This window comes from Pseudomonas sp. FeS53a, assembly GCF_000931385.1.
In the GTDB taxonomy this organism is placed as follows: Bacteria; Pseudomonadota; Gammaproteobacteria; order Pseudomonadales; family Pseudomonadaceae; genus Metapseudomonas; species Metapseudomonas otitidis.
The window spans coordinates 15,610-30,788 of the sequence record NZ_JYFT01000005.1 but is presented as its reverse complement, the minus strand read 5'-3'; the positions used below and the strand labels follow the sequence as shown (position 1 = coordinate 30,788).

Here is a 15,179-nt window from a genome sequence, read left to right as displayed (position 1 = left end):
GCCTGCGCCATGAACGCCCGGGCGCACCTGGCCCTGATGGTGCTGCTGGCCACCCTGGCCGGCTGCGCCACGGTGCCCTCCCCGGCTGAGCGCACCCAACACGCCGATGCGCTGGCGCAGGCGCACGGCTGGGTGGCCGAGGACCTGGATGCAGGGCGCTTCGTGCTGCGTAGCTATCACCCACGGCAAGGCAGCGCTGGCGGGGTGCTGACCGTTTACTTGGAAGGCGACGGGCTGGCCTGGCTCAGCCCTACCCTGCCCTCGCCCGACCCGACCCCGCTCACCCCGCTCGCCCTGCAACTGGCCCTGGCGCAGCCGGACGGCAGCGCCGCCTACCTGGCACGCCCCTGCCAGTTCGTGGGCACCCGCCACTGCACGACCCAGGACTGGACGGGGGCACGCTTCGCCCCGGACGTGGTGACCGGCACCAGCCACGCCGTGGACCGCCTCAAGGCGAGCCTGGGGGCCAGGGAACTGGTGCTGGTGGGCTACTCCGGCGGGGCCGCCGTCGCCCTGCTGGTGGCGGCGCGACGCGAGGATGTGCGCCAGGTCATCACCGTCGCCGGCAACCTCGACCCGGACGCCTGGGCAGATTGGCACCGCGTCCCGCGCCTCACCGCCTCGGACAACCCGGCCCGGCACCACGACGAACTGCGGGCGCTGCCCCAGGTCCACCTGGTCGGCGACCGCGACCCGGTCACGCCCGCCGAACTGGCGCAACGCTTCCAGGCGGCCACCTCCGCCGGGACGCCGTCACAAGTGATCGAGATGCCCGGCTTCGACCATGGCTGCTGCTGGGCGCAGGATTGGCCGGCCTTGTGGAAGCGCCATGCCTATAAAGGCAGCACAACACGCCGCTGAGGGTCAGTCGCCAAACCGCCACTCCAGGACCGGCAGCTGCCGAGGCTGCCCGCACACCGGGCGCGATGCATCGCGCACATGCCGGGCCCCGAGTCGCTCGTAGAAGGCCCGGGCCGAGGGGTCGGACTCCACCGTCAGGCTCGCGGCGCCCAGCCCGCGGGCCACGGCCAGGGCGTGCTCCACCAGGCGCCGCCCGTGGCCGCGCCCCATGGCAGACGGTTCGATCCAGCAATGCTCCAGCTGCCAACCATCCTCGTCATGCTCCAACCCATAGAAGCCCAACGGCTGCCCATCCGCAGCCGCCAGCACGGCGTAATGGCTCGCCAGCTGCGTGGGACTGAGGGTCAGCGCGGCATCCCACGCGCCCAGCCAGGCTTCGGGATAGCCCCAGTGAGCCTTGCTGCGCTTGGCCAGGGCGCTGAGCGCCGGTGCGTCCGTTCCACGGGCCGGACGCAGGATGGGTGAGGCATCCGCCAGCAACGCCCGCCCTGCCGGGTCGGTGGCCAGCAGGCTGTACTGGTGCAGGCTGAGGAAGCGGCCATCCTTGCACTCCACGTCCCGCAAGGTGCCCTCGAGCACGAAGCCGAGACGCTCCAGCAAACGGGCGCTGGCGGGGTTCTCGGGCTCCACGTCGGCGTGGATACGGTGCACGCCGAGGGTGGCCAGGGCAAAGCGGAGGATGGTGGGCAGGCAGGCCTGCATCAGCCCCTGGCCCCAGTGCTGCGGCATCAGCCAGTAGCCGATGTCGAGGCTGCGGTCGGCGTGGGACCAGTCGTTGAAACCGCAGGCCCCCACCAGCTCACGCCTCCCGGGCAAGGCGATGCCCCACCAGATGCCCTGGCGCTCCTCAAGGAGCGAGTCGTACCACTGCATCTGCTCGTCCGTCGCCTCCAGGCTGTCGTAGGACACGCCGTAGTGGACGATCACCTGGGGGTGGGACAACCCGGCGAAGATCGCCCCGACGTCACGGGGATGAATCCGTCGCAGCGTGCAGCGGGGCAGGAAAAATTCGGGAAACTCGACAGGCAAGTCCGCCATGGTCCAACTCTCAGGGCTTGATCAGGGCACGCATGCTCGCAACAAAGAACCAGGGAGCACAGGGACAGTAAGGACCGGGATGAGCAGAACAGCAGAGCGCCGATCTGGCATGGACAAGAGCGCAGGGCAATACGGGCGGCGCCAGGCACGTATAGGTGCGGACGCTGAAAAGCAAAAACCCCTGACTTCACTAGGAATATCAGGGGTTTTCTTGTATCGGAAAGTGGCGGTGAGGGAGGGATTCGAACCCTCGATACGGTTTCCCGTATACACACTTTCCAGGCGTGCTCCTTCAACCGCTCGGACACCTCACCGGAATCTCTCTGAGGCGTTGGCCCCGTCGAGGTGCGCTAATTTAGTGGAGTGTTTTCCGGAATGCAAATATTTTTTTGAGAATTTTCATGCGCTTATGGCCGACGCCCGGATTCTGCATCGGCACGGTGCGGGGCGTCGTCGAATTTGAGGCTGCCGAAGAACACGAAGCCGAACGAGACCACGACGCCGAGCACGAACAGCAGCAGCACGCCCATTGGGCTTTTCAGGGTGGCGCTCTGGGCGAGCAGCACGGAACCACCGAGCAGGACGAGCGCGAGGATGATGGCGGCGCGGTTGATCCACTTGTCCATGGGACCTCCTGGAATGGGGAACGCTGCCACCCTAGGGAAGGGTCGCGCCAGGAGCCAATTGGCCTTGGGTATCGCCCTGATAGAAAACCGCGCGGATGCGCTGAAGCCCGCATGGTGGCTGACTTGCCAGTCAGCCAAAGCGCTTTACCTGCCCACCGCCCGTGGGTAACGTCTGCCGCATTCCACAACAAGGACTCCCGCCATGAGTGAGCTGATCTCCTACCAACTCGAAGACGGCATCGCCACCCTGACCCTGTCCAACGGCAAGGTGAACGCCATCTCCCCGGATGTGATAGCCGCCTTCAATGCCGCGCTGGACCGCGCCGAGCAGGACCGCGCCATCGTCATCCTCACCGGCCAGCCGGGCATCCTCTCCGGCGGCTATGACCTGAAGGTGATGACCTCCGGCCCGCAGAACGCGGTGAACCTGGTCGCCGCCGGCTCCACCCTGGCCCGCCGAATGCTGGCCCACCCCTACCCCATCATCGTTGCCTGCCCTGGCCATGCCGTGGCCAAGGGTGCCTTCCTGCTGCTGTCGGCCGACTACCGGATCGGCGTCGAAGGGCCGTTCAACATCGGCCTGAACGAGGTGCAGATCGGCATGACCATGCACCACGTGGGCATCGAACTGGCCCGTGACCGCCTGCGCAAGTCCGCCTTCCACCGCTCGGTGATCAACGGCGAGATGTTCGACCCGCAGGGCGCGCTGGACGCCGGCTTCCTCGACAAGGTGGTTCCGGCCGAAGCATTGCTGCCGACCGCCCTGGCGGCCGCGCAGCAGCTGAAGAAGATCAACATGACCGCCCACCGCAACACCAAGCTGAAGGTGCGCAAGGCACTGCTGGAAACCCTCGACCAGGCCATCGAGCTGGACAAGCAGCACCTGGGCTAAGCGCCCCCGGCAAGCCTCCGAAGCCCGGCCCAGCGCCGGGCTTTTTCATGCCGGCGGGTCGCGCTTGCTCAGCAGAGCGGTTGTGGAGCGCCGCTCATTTTCCGACGGGTGATGGCACGTTGACAGGTGAGCTTGGCAAACCTGTATTACTTTTAATGCGTGGGGCAGTCAGGGACGGTAGCCGCCAGCCTTCCATCCGCTTGGGGAGTCCCGAATGAGAATCGTCCACAAGGTCAGCCTCGCCGCAGCCGCCGTGCTGTTCCTGACCACCGCGCTGTTGTCCCTCTCCCAGGTGAGCCAGGTCCGCGAGACGCTGCGCGCCCAGACCGAGTCCAGCATTTCCGAAAGCAGCAACGCACTGGCCCGGCAGATCGAGAACTGGCTCAACGCCAAGCTCCGCCTGATGGACCTCATGGCGCAGAACGTCGACAGCCAATACAGCCCCGAGCAGACCCAACGGGTGTTCGATTCGCCCATGCTGCGCAACGAATTCATCCTGGTATTCGGTGCACTGGAGGCAGACGGCAAGCCGATCAAGAACGATGCGTCCTGGCAGCCCAAGCCGGACTGGGACGGTCGCCAGCGCCCCTGGTACGCAGTCGGCAAGAACGGTAGCCAGGCCGTGCTCACCGAGCCCTACACCGACTCCACCACGGGCGAGATCCTCATTTCTGCCGTTGCACGCATCACCGATGCCGGCAAATTCCTCGGTGTGATGGGCGGTGACATCCGCCTGAAGACCGTGGCCGATGCCGTCAACACCCTGGATTTCAACGGCGCCGGCTATGCCTTCCTGCTGAGCCGCGACGGCAACATCATTTCCCACCCGGACACCAAGCTGAACGGCAAGTCCTACAGCGAGCTGTTCGACGGCAAGAGCCCGGCACTGCGCAAGGAGCTGCAGGAGGTGGAAGCCGGAGGCAAGAAGCTGCTCGTCTCCTTCACCCCGCTGCCCAACCTCAAGGGGATGGACTGGTACATCGGCGTGGTCCTCGACCAGGACAAGGTGATGGCCGAGGCCAATGCCCTGAGCTGGCGCGCCGTGATCGGCACGGTGCTGGGCGTGGTGATCAGCCTGGTGGTGCTCAGCCTGCTGGTGAAGAGCCTGCTGCGCCCGCTGGACGGTCTGGCCGCCTCGCTGCGCGAGATCAACAGCGGCGAGGGCGACCTGACCCGGCGCCTGCCGGCCGAGGGCAATGACGAGATTTCCGTGCTGTCCCGCGAGTTCAACGGCTTCCTGCAGAACCTGCAGACGCTGATCGCCGACGTGATGAGCAGCTCCCGCCAGGTTCGCGGCAGTACCCAGCTCACCTCCCACGAAGCCGAGCAGGCCGCCAGCCGCCTGCAGGTGCAGTTGCAGGAGTTGGACCAGTTGGCCACCGCCATGCAGGAGATGGCCTCCACTGCCGAGGAGGTGGCGCGCAACGCCCAGGCCGCAGCCCAGGCTGCCTTGGCGGCCAACGAGGAGACCGAGAATGGCGTGGGGGTGGTTTCCAACTCCACCCAGGCGATCAAGCAGCTGGCCGACGAGATGGAGGACACCGGCCAGGCCATCAACGAGCTGGCCAAGCTGAGCCAGAACATCGAGTCGATCCTCTCGGTGATCACCAGCATCGCCGACCAGACCAACCTGCTGGCCCTCAACGCGGCCATCGAGGCGGCGCGGGCGGGCGAATCAGGGCGGGGCTTCGCCGTGGTGGCGGACGAGGTGCGCTCCCTGGCCTCCCGCACCCAGCAGTCGACCCAGGAAATCCGCCAGATGATCGACCAGTTGCAGACCGGCGTGCGCCAGGCCGAGCAACGCATGCAGCAGAGCCGCGACACCGCGAGCCGCACGGCAGAGGACGCCGGCGCGGCCAACGACATGCTCGGGCGTATCCGCGAGGCCATCAACCGCATCAACGACATGAACCTGCAGATCGCCACGGCGGCCGAGGAACAGAGCGCCACCACCGAAGAGATCAACCGCAACACCACCAACATCCGCGACATCAGCCACGAGGTGGCCGGCGGCGCCGAGCAGCAGGTGCGCCAATGCGCGGTGATGGTGGACCAGGTCGGCCAGCAGGATCGCCTGCTCAGCCGCTTCAGGATCTGACCACGCGCCGCGCCTGGCGCGGCGTTTCCGGAGGCCGCCATGCGTATGCTCCTGCGCCTCGCCTTCGCCTGCGCCCTGTTGCTGGGGCGCGCGGAGGCCGATCCCATCGAGGTCACCATCCTTTGCGATTCCGGCTACCCGCCCTACAGCTACGAGGAGAACGGCGAGGCCCGGGGCCTGTACACCGACATCCTGCGCAGCGTGTTCAAGCGCATGCCGGAGTACCACGTGTCCATCCGTCCCCTCCCCTGGCCCCGTGGCCTGGCGGAGATCGCCAAGGGCAGCGCCTTCGCCCTCTACCCGCCCTACTACCGGCCTGAAGAACGGCCGTGGATGGAATATTCCCGGCCGATCCTGGAGGAGCGCCTGGCGGTGTTCATCCGCCCGGGCCTGGCGGGCAAGCGCCACTTCGAGGACTTCCCCAGGGCCTATGCCGGGTTGCGGGTGGGCCTGAACAGCGGCTTCGTCACGGTGGACGACGTGCGCTACCGCGACATGGTGGAGTCCGGGGTGATCGACCAGTCCTACGCCCGCGACAACCGCACCAACCTGCTGAAACTGCTGCACCAGCGCACCGACGTGTACATCAACGACCGGCTGTCGATCCTCTGGGAGCTGCAGCGCATGGTCCGCGACGGCAGTCTGAGCCATGACGAGGCCAGCCGCCTGGTGGAGGGCCCGACGCTGTCCACCGAGCATGGCCACCTGGGGTTCTCCCGCCTGAACACCGAGGCCTATCCGTACCGGGCCGATTTCATCCAGCACTTCAATACCGCGCTGGGCGAAGTGATGGACGACGGCACGGTGGCTCGGCTGGTGCGGGAATACAGCGCACTGGAGCCCGAGCTGCCCACGCCGGGGCGCGGCCATTGACCCCGGTGGCCTGCGATTGCAGGCAAAAGTGCACACCCGTACACTGCGCGCCTTTTACCTGATCGAGCGAGCCCGATGCTTTTTCTCCTGCGCATGGTCCTGATGGGCGTGCATTTCATCATCGCCGGCGTCGCCGGTCTGCTGCTGGGCCTGTGCCGCCCGTTCAACCCCGACAACAGCCGCCTGTGCGCTCGCCTCTACGGGCTGCCAGGCCTGTGCATCATGCGCTTGAAGCTCAAGGCCGAGGTCAGCACGCTGACCCGGGACCACCCCTGCGTGATCATCGCCAACCACCAGTCCAACTTCGATCTTTATGTGCTGGGCCGGGTGGTGCCGCCACGTACCGTCAGCATCGGCAAGAAGAGCCTGAAGTGGATTCCCTTCTTCGGCCAGCTCTACTGGCTGGCCGGCAATGTGCTCATCGACCGGGGCAACGCCCGCCGCGCCCGCGACGCGATGGTCACCACCACCGAAACGCTGCGCAATCGCGACACCTCCATCTGGGTCTTCCCCGAAGGCACCCGCAACCAGGGCGAGCGCCTGCTGCCGTTCAAGCGCGGAGCGTTCCAAATGGCCATCAACGCGGGAGTGCCGATCATTCCCGTGTGCGTCAGCAACTACGTCCGTCAACTGCGGCTGAACAGTTGGAACAGTGGCCGAGTGCTGATCCGTGCGCTGCCGGCCATCCCCACGGCCGGCCTGACACTCGACGACATGCCCGCGCTGATGGAGGAGTGCCGCCAGCGCATGCTCGACTGCATCGAGGGCATGGACCGCGAACTGGCCACCGACTGATAGCGCCCACGTGGTCCTGGGCAACGTGGCGCCCCGCTGATGCGCCGGGCGGGTTAAGCTCGCCCCACTCTCCAGCCGCACAGGGAACACTCACATGGGTCATGTGGTCGCCGCCGCCGTTTACTCCAAAGGCAAGCGCGTTGCCAACATCAGCCTCGACGAGGGGCTCGAATGGGCGAGAAAGCCCGGCCACTTCGTCTGGATCGGCCTGCATGACCCGGGCCCCGAGGAACTAACCACGCTCCAGCGCCAGTTCGGCCTGCACGAACTGGCGCTGGAAGACGCCCTGCAGCGCCACACCCGCCCCAAGCTGGAAACCTTCGGCGATGCGCTGTTCCTGGTGCTCTATTCCCCTGTGAAGGTGGACGGCCAACTGGTGTTCATCGAAACCCAGCTGTTCGCCGGTAACGGCTATGTGATCAGCGCGCGCTATGGCGAGTCGGCGCCCTACTCCCAAGTCCGCCAGCGTTGCGAGGCCCGCCCGCTGTTACTGGAGCACGGCGAGGACTTCGTCCTCTACGCGCTGCTGGCCTTCGTGATCGAGAACTACCGGCCGCTGATCGACACCTACCACGCCGACCTGGAAGCGCTGGAACTGCGGGTGCTGGAATGCCCGCTGACCCAGGCCGATGTGGTGCACATCCAGGGACTGCGCCGCGACCTGCTGCGCCTGCGCCGCTACATCGGTCCGCTGGCGGAAATCTGCCAGGAGCTGCAGCGCCTGGACTTCCCTTTCATCGACAAGAACATGCGCCCCTACTTCCGCGACATCGCCATCCACGTGAGTCGGCTGCTGGAGGACCTTACCGGCCTGCGGGAGATGGCGGACCACGCCATCGAGATCGGCTTGCTGCTGGAGTCCTCGCGCCAGAGCGTGGTGCAGCGCAAGTTCGCCGCCTGGGCAGCGATCCTCGCCTTCCCAACCGCCGTGGCGGGCATCTACGGGATGAACTTCCAGAACATGCCGGAACTGACCTGGCACTACGGCTACTTCGGCGTGCTGGGCTTCATCGCCACGGGCTGCACGGCCCTGTTCGCCAGCTTCAAGCGCTCCGGCTGGCTCTAGCCCTTTCCCAGGCCTGAAAAAACCGATGCCCGCTGGTGCGGGCATCGGTTCGTGTGCGTGCGCGAGAGGAGGCTCAGGCGGCGCTGCGGCCTTTGGCCACGAAGCGCATCATCCACTCGGCCACTGCCGTGCCCTGGTGGTCGCGATCGAGGCTGGCGATGCCCTGGCCATACACTTGGTCGCCCAGGGCCTGCTGGCGGATGTTGAGCAAGGCACGGGAGTAGTCGTGAACGAACTCCGGGTGCCCCTGGAAGCACAGCACCTGCTCGCCAATGGCGTAGGCGGCATTGGGGCAGAACTCGCTGGAGGCGATGAGGGTGGCGTTCTCGGGCAGGCGGGTGACCTGGTCCTGGTGGCTGATCAGCAGGGTCAGCTCGTCCAGCGCCGGGCTCATCCACTCCGGCTGTTTCTCGACGCGATAAGCATGGGTACCAACGCCCCAGCCCTGGGTGGCGCGCTCGGTCTTGCCGCCCAGCAGCAAGGCCAGCAACTGGTGGCCGAAGCAGATACCGAGCAGTTTGTCGCCAGCCTTGTAGCGCTCCAGCAGGTAGGTGCGCAGGGTCTGGATCCAGGGATCGTCGCCGAAGGAGTCGGCCTTGCTGCCGGTGACCAGGTAGGCATCGAAGCGCTCGCCGGCAGCCGGGTAATGGCCTTCCACCACGTTGTAGGTGACGAACTCGGCCTCGATGGGCTGCTTGGCGAAGAGCTGTTCGAACATCTTGCCGTAGCCCTTGTACTCGTCGACGAGCTCAGGGCGAAGGATGTCGGTTTCCAGAATGCAGATGCGTAGGGGCATGAAATTGTCCTGAAGCTTGGGTAAGGCACCTTGTGTGCGATTTATTTAACACAAGCCTCCGAGCTTTGAAATAGCGCCGCTTCGCAAGGCCTGCTCGTGTTGCCGAACTGCCTGAAATTCGGGAAGGAAATTGCAACCTGCCACGGCGGAGCTGGCATGACACTGCGCCAGCATCGTCAATAAAATTTGACGCTCGTGGCGATGATATCGCCCATGTCGATAGTTGAAATGCTCAGGGAGCGTTTTTCCATCGAATCCGTATTGGCGATTCTGGGTCACCCCAACCCGATGACGGATCGCAGCCATGACCCCCTCCCCGCTCACTTACGCACGCAACGGCGCGCTGGCCAGCCTGGGCCTCTACACCATCGTGGTGACCATCGTTCTGGTGCTGAGCGGCAGCTTCAGCCAGGCGCGGCCGGTGCTGCCGCAGGCCGGCTGGGGAGAACGCCTGGCACAGGCCGTTCCGACTCTGTTGCTGAGCGATCCGCATCCCCTGTCGCCCCCGGCAAGGCGAAGCTGAGGTGGCCATGGAACAGCAGCGCTCAAGGCGCCGGCTGCTCACATTGGCGGCGCTGGCATTGATGACCAACGGCTTTACGCTGCTCGGCCATGCGCACGGCTCGGCAGGCGCGGTGGCCCAGAACCTGGAGACACGCCAGGAGATCGCCCGACAGGGCAGTAACGAGCGAGACACCCGCCAGGGACTCGAGAGCCCGCCCCTGAAACGCACCAGCTGGTTGCCGGAGCGCTTCGAGCGCACCTCACTGCGAGGTTGTGAAGGCAAGCTCTGAAGCCCCCGGAAACGAAAAGACCGCCCGGTGGGCGGTCTCTTTTGGCTACGAACCTCAGGCGACTTGTGGTGCCTTGGCCCCCAGCAGTCGATCCAGCATAGCGGCGACCAACAGGACTGCCAGCACCGGCAGCGACCAGCCGAGGCTCTGATCTGCGAGCGGCAGTTGCGCGACGAAACCAGGTATCCAGCTCTTGAAGCCAGCCGCACCGATGCCATCCAACACACCGAACACCAGGGCGACGGCCATGGTGGGGATGAAGACCCGGCGGGCGTCGACCCACAGGCTCGATGCCAGGCTCAAGGCAACCAGCACAATGGCCAGGGGATAAAGCCCTACGAGGACAGGAACCGAGAGGCGGATCAGTTCCGTCAGGCCTTGGTTAGCAACGACCAAACTGAAGACGCCCAGGATGATGACTACCATGCGGTAGGAGAACGGCAGGAAGCCGCTGAAGAACTCGCCACAGGCCGTAAGCAGACCAACGGCCGTGGTGAGGCACGCCAGGGTGATGACCAGGGCCAGCAGCAGGCTACCGGCGGTCCCGAAGGTGTGCTGCACATAGGCCGTGAGGATCTGCACACCGTTCTGCGCCTCGCCGGCAATGCCCTGGCTGGTGGCGCCGAGGTAGAACAGCGTGAGGTAGACCAGGGAAAGGCCGATTGCAGCGATGCTGCCGGCGATCACCGAGTAACGGGTGACCAGACGCGGCTCGGAGATGCCACGGTCGTGGATCGCCGTGGCGATCACGATGCCGAATACCAGCGCGCCCAGGGTGTCCATGGTCAGGTAGCCCTGCAGGAAGCCCTCGACGAAGGGGGCCTTGGCGTAGGCGTCGTTGCTGGCACCGATGTCGCCCGCCGGTGCGAACAGCGCCGCACCACCCAGGACCAGAAGCGCCGACAACAGCACCGGGGTGATGAACTTGCCAATGCTGTCCACCAGCCGCCCGGGGTTGAGCGCGAGGAACAGCGCGAAGGCGAAATAGACCAGCGAATAGAGGGCCAGTGCCGTGGGGTTGTCGCCGGTGAAGGGGGCAACGCCCATTTCGAAGGAGACGACAGCGGTACGCGGCGTCGCGAACAGAGGCCCTATGGCCAGGTACACGGCAATGGCCAGCAGAAGCCCTGCCACCTTGCCCAGGGGCGAGGTCAGGCGATCCATGCCGCCACCTACCCGCGCCAGGGCAATGACGGTCAGCAAAGGCAGGCCGACGCCGGTCAGCAGAAAGCCCATCGCAGCGAACCAGACGTTCTCGCCTGCCGCCATGCCGGCGCTGGGGGGGAAGATGATGTTGCCGGCGCCCAGGAAGAGCGCAAAGGTCATGAAGCCGAGGGCCAGGAGGTCCGAGCCTTTCAAACGAGTCATAGAGAGGGATACCACGAGTCGAAATTCATTGTTCCGAGGGGGTTTCCCTTTGGGTGAGGGGAACCGTCATCCGCCCGTTTGGGGCAAACCACTACTAATGCGCGCCTTCCCCCTTTTGGGGTTCATGCGCAGGAAGGTCGCAAGCCTAGCGAATCCGACGGTTTTGCGGCACTGATGCAGGTCAGGCTGTCGGCTTGCTGTAATCGGTTGTCGCCATGGCTACATTGCGACAGAAAAAACGAAGGCCACCCGAGGGTGGCCTTCGCCATCAGTCAATCACGCTCAGGCGTTCTTGACTTCCCAGCCGGTCAGCTCGGCCAGGGCCTTGCCGATGTCGGCCAGGGAACGCACGGTCTTCACACCAGCGTCCTGCAGGGCGGCGAACTTCTCGTCCGCAGTGCCCTTGCCGCCGGAGATGATGGCGCCGGCGTGGCCCATGCGCTTGCCGGGCGGTGCGGTGACACCAGCGATGTAGGACACCACCGGCTTGGTCACGTTGGCCTTGATGTAGGCAGCGGCTTCTTCTTCAGCGGAACCACCGATCTCACCGATCATGACGATCGCTTCGGTCTTCGGGTCTTCCTGGAACAGCTTCAGGATGTCGATGAAGTTGGAGCCCGGGATCGGGTCGCCACCGATGCCCACGCAGGTGGACTGGCCGAAGCCGGCGTCGGTGGTCTGCTTCACGGCTTCATAGGTCAGGGTGCCCGAACGGGACACGATGCCGACCTTGCCCGGCAGGTGGATGTGACCGGGCATGATGCCGATCTTGCACTCGCCGGGGGTGATGACGCCGGGGCAGTTCGGGCCGATCAGGCGTACGCCCAGTTCGTCGCACTTGACCTTGGCTTCCAGCATGTCGATGGTCGGGATGCCTTCGGTGATGCAGACGATCAGCTTGATGCCGCCGAAGGCTGCTTCAAGGATGGAGTCCTTGCAGAACGGGGCCGGAACGTAGATCACCGAAGCATCGGCGCCGGTGGCTTCCACGGCTTCCTTGACGGTGTTGAACACCGGCAGGCCGAGGTGGGTGGTGCCGCCCTTGCCGGGGGTCACGCCACCAACCATCTTGGTGCCGTAGGCGATGGCTTGTTCGGAGTGGAAGGTACCCTGCGAGCCGGTGAAGCCCTGGCAGATTACTTTGGTGTCTTTATTGATCAGGACGCTCATTACTTACCCTCCGCGGCCTTGACGACCTGCTGGGCAGCGTCGGTCAGGCTGGTCGCCGCGATGATGTTCAGACCGCTCTCGGCCAGTACCTTGGCGCCGAGTTCGGCGTTGTTGCCTTCCAGACGGACGACCACCGGGATCTTCACGCCGACTTCCTTCACTGCACCGATGATGCCTTCGGCAATCATGTCGCAACGAACGATACCGCCGAAGATGTTCACCAGTACGGCAGCGACGTTGCTGTCGGACAGGATGATCTTGAAGGCCTCGGTGACGCGCTCTTTGGTTGCGCCGCCGCCGACGTCGAGGAAGTTGGCAGGCTTGCCACCGTGCAGGTTGACGATGTCCATGGTGCCCATGGCCAGGCCAGCGCCGTTGACCATGCAGCCGATGTTGCCTTCCAGCGCGACGTAGTTCAGTTCCCACTTCTGCGCATGGGCTTCACGAGCATCGTCCTGGGACGGGTCGTGCATGGCGCGCAGCTTGGGCTGACGGTACATGGCGTTGCTGTCGATGTTGATCTTGGCGTCCAGGCAGTGCAGGTTGCCGTCGGCCTTGATGACCAGCGGGTTCACTTCCAGCAGGGCCAGGTCGTAGTCCTGGAACAGCTTGGCCAGGTTCACGAAGATGTGGGTGAACTGCTTGATCTGGTCGCCTTGCAGGCCCAGCTGGAAGGCCAGCTCGCGGCCCTGGTAGGGCTGAGCGCCAACCAGCGGATCGATGGTGGCCTTGAGGATCTTCTCGGGAGTCTCGTGGGCTACTTTCTCGATGTCCACGCCACCTTCGGTGGAGGCCATGAACACGATGCGGCGGCTGGAACGGTCTACCACGGCGCCCAGGTACAGTTCCTTGGCGATATCGGTGCAGGACTCGACCAGGATCTTGCTGACCGGCTGACCATTGGCGTCAGTCTGGTAGGTCACCAGGCGCTTGCCCAGCCAGTTGGCGGCGAAGGCCTTGGCGTCTTCCTTGCTCTTGACCAGCTTCACGCCGCCCGCTTTACCGCGGCCACCGGCGTGGACCTGGGCCTTCACGACCCATTCGCTGCCACCGATCTTGTCGCAGGCTTCAGCGGCTTCTTCCGGGGTGTCTACGGCAAAGCCCTTGGATACGGGCAGGCCGTATTCAGCGAACAGCTGCTTACCCTGATATTCGTGGAGATTCATGCTTGTCTACCGTCTTCGTTTGGGTATTGCGCATTCGGCGCTGCATTCGTGGTGCCGCGCCACCTGTGACTGCCCTGGGGCAGTCCGGCGAGCGTTCCGCGGTGAACGCCCTAAGGCTTCACGACGGGCTGCCCACCGTGGTTCTGCTGCCCCGGGAAGGTCGCGCGCGCCCTCCCCGGGGATAGTGCTCAGCGCTTCTTGCGGTTGGCGATGTGGATCGCGTGGCCGTTGACGGCCAGGGCCGCTTCGTGGAGCGCTTCGGACAGGGTCGGGTGCGAGAAGACCATCATGCCCAGGTCTTCGGCACTGGTGCCGAACTCCATGCCGATGGCGCCCTGCTGGACCAGCTCGGCAGCGCTCGGGCCGATCACGTGGACGCCCAGGACGCGGTCGGTCTTGGCATCGGCGATGACCTTGACCAGGCCGGCAGTGTCATTGGCAGCCATGGCACGGCCACTGGCGGCGAAGGGGAAGGTACCGACGTTGATCTCGACGCCTTCGGCCTTCAGGGACTGCTCGGTCTTGCCGACCCATGCAATTTCCGGGTGGGTGTAGATCACGGACGGGATCAGGTCGTAGTTCATCTGGGCCTTGTGGCCTGCGATGCGCTCGGCAACCATGATGCCCTCTTCCGAGGCCTTGTGAGCCAGCATGGCGCCACGTACCACGTCACCGATGGCGTAGACGCCGGGGACGCTGGTCTTGCAGTGGTCGTCGACGTAGATGTAGCCACGCTCATCGAGGGTGACGCCGCTGTCAGCGGCCAGCAGGTCGGTGGTCACCGGGCGACGGCCGACCGCGACGATCAGCTTGTCGAAGACTTCCTTCTGCTCGCCGTTGGCGTCGGTGAAGCTGACAGTGACCTGCTTCTTCTTCACGTCGGTGCCGGTCACGCGGGCGCCCAGGCGAATCTTCAGGCCCTGCTTGGTGAGGATCTTCAGGGCTTCCTTGGCGATCTGCTCGTCAGCGGCCGGCAGGAACTTGTCCAGGGCTTCGATGACGGTCACTTCAGCGCCCAGGCGGGCCCAGACGGAGCCCAGCTCCAGACCGATGACGCCCGCGCCGATCACGCCCAGCTTCTTCGGTACGGACTGGAAGTCCAGCGCGCCGGTGGAGTCGACGATGACGTCCTGGTCAACCGGGGCCGGGGGAATCTCGACCGGCTTGGAGCCGGAGGCGAGGATCACGTTCTCGGCCTCGACGACCTGGACCTTGCCATCCAGACCGGTGACTTCGACCTGCTTGTTGGCCAGCAGCTTGCCGTGGCCTTCCAGCAGGGTGACGCCGTTGGCCTTGAACAGGGTGCTGACGCCGCCGGTCAGGTTCTTGACGATGGTGTCCTTGCGACCAACCATGGTCGGCACGTCGATGGAGACGCCCTTGGCTTCGATACCGTGCACTTTGAAGGCCTCATGGGCCTCGTGGTACTTGTACGAGCTGTCCAGCAGCGCCTTCGACGGGATGCAGCCGACGTTCAGGCAGGTACCGCCCAGCGCGGTCTTGCCGTCCTTACCCTGGTACTTCTCGATGCAGGCGGTCTTCAGGCCGAGTTGGGCCGCCTTGATGGCTGCCACGTAACCGCCAGGGCCCGCACCAATCACTACCACGTCGAATTTCTGGGTCATAACTCATTCCT

The 15,179-nt window shown here is 65.1% G+C and carries 16 protein-coding genes, 1 tRNA gene and 1 pseudogene; 9 read left to right on the top strand and 9 right to left on the bottom strand.

From position 1 onward, the window contains the following. The first annotated feature begins 9 nt into the window (after positions 1-9). Complete coding sequence (locus SZ55_RS01610) at positions 10-861, top strand: alpha/beta hydrolase (RefSeq protein WP_236692378.1); 852 nt, start codon at positions 10-12, stop codon at positions 859-861. Between the two features lie 3 nt (positions 862-864). Here SZ55_RS01610 and SZ55_RS01605 read toward each other — a convergent pair whose 3' ends face one another. From SZ55_RS01605 to SZ55_RS01595, 3 genes are all read right to left on the bottom strand, one after another. Further along, positions 865-1,899, bottom strand: coding sequence for a GNAT family N-acetyltransferase (locus tag SZ55_RS01605; protein ID WP_044400250.1), 1,035 nt, complete (start codon positions 1,897-1,899; stop codon positions 865-867). A 224-nt stretch (positions 1,900-2,123) separates the two neighbouring features. Beyond that, positions 2,124-2,213, bottom strand: a tRNA-Ser gene (locus tag SZ55_RS01600). A 93-nt stretch (positions 2,214-2,306) separates the two neighbouring features. Continuing rightward, positions 2,307-2,525: a hypothetical protein gene (locus SZ55_RS01595; protein WP_044400247.1), complete on the bottom strand. Its 219-nt coding sequence runs from the start codon at positions 2,523-2,525 to the stop codon at positions 2,307-2,309. Positions 2,526-2,727: 202 nt separating this feature from the next. Between SZ55_RS01595 and SZ55_RS01590 the strand changes: the two genes are divergently transcribed. From SZ55_RS01590 to SZ55_RS01570, 6 genes and pseudogenes are all read left to right on the top strand, one after another. Next, complete coding sequence (locus SZ55_RS01590) at positions 2,728-3,417, top strand: crotonase/enoyl-CoA hydratase family protein (RefSeq protein WP_044400244.1); 690 nt, start codon at positions 2,728-2,730, stop codon at positions 3,415-3,417. A gap of 214 nt (positions 3,418-3,631) precedes the next feature. Beyond that, positions 3,632-4,657, top strand: a pseudogene (locus SZ55_RS28935) (HAMP domain-containing protein); the annotation flags it as partial. 30 nt (positions 4,658-4,687) lie between these two features. Beyond that, positions 4,688-5,515, top strand: coding sequence for a methyl-accepting chemotaxis protein (locus SZ55_RS28930; protein ID WP_373870879.1), 828 nt, complete (start codon positions 4,688-4,690; stop codon positions 5,513-5,515). Positions 5,516-5,554: 39 nt separating this feature from the next. Further along, positions 5,555-6,388, top strand: a complete 834-nt coding sequence (locus SZ55_RS01580) for a substrate-binding periplasmic protein (protein ID WP_044400238.1) — start codon at positions 5,555-5,557, stop codon at positions 6,386-6,388. A gap of 75 nt (positions 6,389-6,463) precedes the next feature. After that, positions 6,464-7,183, top strand: coding sequence for a 1-acylglycerol-3-phosphate O-acyltransferase (locus tag SZ55_RS01575; RefSeq protein WP_044400231.1), 720 nt, complete (start codon positions 6,464-6,466; stop codon positions 7,181-7,183). 94 nt (positions 7,184-7,277) lie between these two features. Continuing rightward, positions 7,278-8,249, top strand: a complete 972-nt coding sequence (locus SZ55_RS01570) for a magnesium and cobalt transport protein CorA (RefSeq protein ID WP_044400228.1) — start codon at positions 7,278-7,280, stop codon at positions 8,247-8,249. Positions 8,250-8,322: 73 nt separating this feature from the next. Here the strand turns inward: SZ55_RS01570 and SZ55_RS01565 are convergent, their stop codons facing one another. Together SZ55_RS01565 and SZ55_RS27830 are read right to left on the bottom strand one after the other, a co-directional pair. Beyond that, a complete protein-coding gene (locus SZ55_RS01565) occupies positions 8,323-9,045 on the bottom strand; it encodes an amidotransferase (protein ID WP_044400225.1) in 723 nt (240 codons plus the stop codon). Positions 9,046-9,090: 45 nt separating this feature from the next. After that, positions 9,091-9,351, bottom strand: a complete 261-nt coding sequence (locus tag SZ55_RS27830; protein WP_152644416.1) for a hypothetical protein — start codon at positions 9,349-9,351, stop codon at positions 9,091-9,093. On the opposite strand from SZ55_RS27830, the gene SZ55_RS01560 reads away from it, so the two are divergent. Further along, complete coding sequence (locus SZ55_RS01560; RefSeq protein WP_044400222.1) at positions 9,350-9,568, top strand: hypothetical protein; 219 nt, start codon at positions 9,350-9,352, stop codon at positions 9,566-9,568. The two genes, SZ55_RS27830 and SZ55_RS01560, sit on opposite strands and share 2 nt — an antisense overlap. Positions 9,569-9,575: 7 nt before the next feature. After that, positions 9,576-9,839, top strand: a complete 264-nt coding sequence (locus SZ55_RS01555) for a hypothetical protein (RefSeq protein WP_044400570.1) — start codon at positions 9,576-9,578, stop codon at positions 9,837-9,839. 54 nt (positions 9,840-9,893) lie between these two features. On the opposite strand, the gene brnQ is transcribed toward SZ55_RS01555, so the two are convergent. The 4 genes from brnQ to lpdA all read right to left on the bottom strand — a co-directional run bounded on the left by brnQ (position 9,894) and on the right by lpdA (position 15,168). Next, positions 9,894-11,207, bottom strand: a complete 1,314-nt coding sequence (gene brnQ / locus SZ55_RS01550) for a branched-chain amino acid transport system II carrier protein (protein WP_044400219.1) — start codon at positions 11,205-11,207, stop codon at positions 9,894-9,896. A gap of 282 nt (positions 11,208-11,489) precedes the next feature. Further along, a complete protein-coding gene (gene sucD, locus SZ55_RS01545; RefSeq protein WP_044400216.1) occupies positions 11,490-12,377 on the bottom strand; it encodes a succinate--CoA ligase subunit alpha in 888 nt (295 codons plus the stop codon). Then, positions 12,377-13,543 carry an ADP-forming succinate--CoA ligase subunit beta gene (gene sucC, locus SZ55_RS01540; RefSeq protein WP_044400213.1) on the bottom strand — a complete coding sequence of 389 codons (1,167 nt, stop codon included), beginning with the start codon at positions 13,541-13,543 and terminating at the stop codon, positions 12,377-12,379. The genes sucD and sucC overlap by 1 nt, the downstream gene beginning before the upstream one ends. 188 nt (positions 13,544-13,731) lie before the next feature. Continuing rightward, complete coding sequence (gene lpdA, locus SZ55_RS01535; RefSeq protein WP_044400210.1) at positions 13,732-15,168, bottom strand: dihydrolipoyl dehydrogenase; 1,437 nt, start codon at positions 15,166-15,168, stop codon at positions 13,732-13,734. Positions 15,169-15,179: the final 11 nt, after the last annotated feature.

Excerpts from the sequence above, each read along its gene's own strand:
- SZ55_RS01555 (WP_044400570.1), top strand. The coding sequence starts at position 9,576 with ATGGAACAGCAGCGCTCAAGGCGCCGGCTGCTCACATTGGCGGCGCTG.
- SZ55_RS28930 (WP_373870879.1), top strand. The coding sequence starts at position 4,688 with ATGAGCAGCTCCCGCCAGGTTCGCGGCAGTACCCAGCTCACCTCCCAC.
- lpdA (WP_044400210.1), bottom strand. The coding sequence starts at position 15,168 with ATGACCCAGAAATTCGACGTGGTAGTGATTGGTGCGGGCCCTGGCGGT.
- SZ55_RS01565 (WP_044400225.1), bottom strand. The coding sequence starts at position 9,045 with ATGCCCCTACGCATCTGCATTCTGGAAACCGACATCCTTCGCCCTGAG.
- SZ55_RS01605 (WP_044400250.1), bottom strand. The coding sequence starts at position 1,899 with ATGGCGGACTTGCCTGTCGAGTTTCCCGAATTTTTCCTGCCCCGCTGC.
- SZ55_RS01575 (WP_044400231.1), top strand. The coding sequence starts at position 6,464 with ATGCTTTTTCTCCTGCGCATGGTCCTGATGGGCGTGCATTTCATCATC.
- sucD (WP_044400216.1), bottom strand. The coding sequence starts at position 12,377 with ATGAGCGTCCTGATCAATAAAGACACCAAAGTAATCTGCCAGGGCTTC.
- SZ55_RS01610 (WP_236692378.1), top strand. The coding sequence starts at position 10 with ATGAACGCCCGGGCGCACCTGGCCCTGATGGTGCTGCTGGCCACCCTG.
- sucC (WP_044400213.1), bottom strand. The coding sequence starts at position 13,543 with ATGAATCTCCACGAATATCAGGGTAAGCAGCTGTTCGCTGAATACGGC.
- SZ55_RS01590 (WP_044400244.1), top strand. The coding sequence starts at position 2,728 with ATGAGTGAGCTGATCTCCTACCAACTCGAAGACGGCATCGCCACCCTG.
- SZ55_RS27830 (WP_152644416.1), bottom strand. The coding sequence starts at position 9,351 with ATGGCTGCGATCCGTCATCGGGTTGGGGTGACCCAGAATCGCCAATAC.
- SZ55_RS01560 (WP_044400222.1), top strand. The coding sequence starts at position 9,350 with ATGACCCCCTCCCCGCTCACTTACGCACGCAACGGCGCGCTGGCCAGC.
- SZ55_RS01570 (WP_044400228.1), top strand. The coding sequence starts at position 7,278 with ATGGGTCATGTGGTCGCCGCCGCCGTTTACTCCAAAGGCAAGCGCGTT.
- brnQ (WP_044400219.1), bottom strand. The coding sequence starts at position 11,207 with ATGACTCGTTTGAAAGGCTCGGACCTCCTGGCCCTCGGCTTCATGACC.
- SZ55_RS01595 (WP_044400247.1), bottom strand. The coding sequence starts at position 2,525 with ATGGACAAGTGGATCAACCGCGCCGCCATCATCCTCGCGCTCGTCCTG.
- SZ55_RS01580 (WP_044400238.1), top strand. The coding sequence starts at position 5,555 with ATGCGTATGCTCCTGCGCCTCGCCTTCGCCTGCGCCCTGTTGCTGGGG.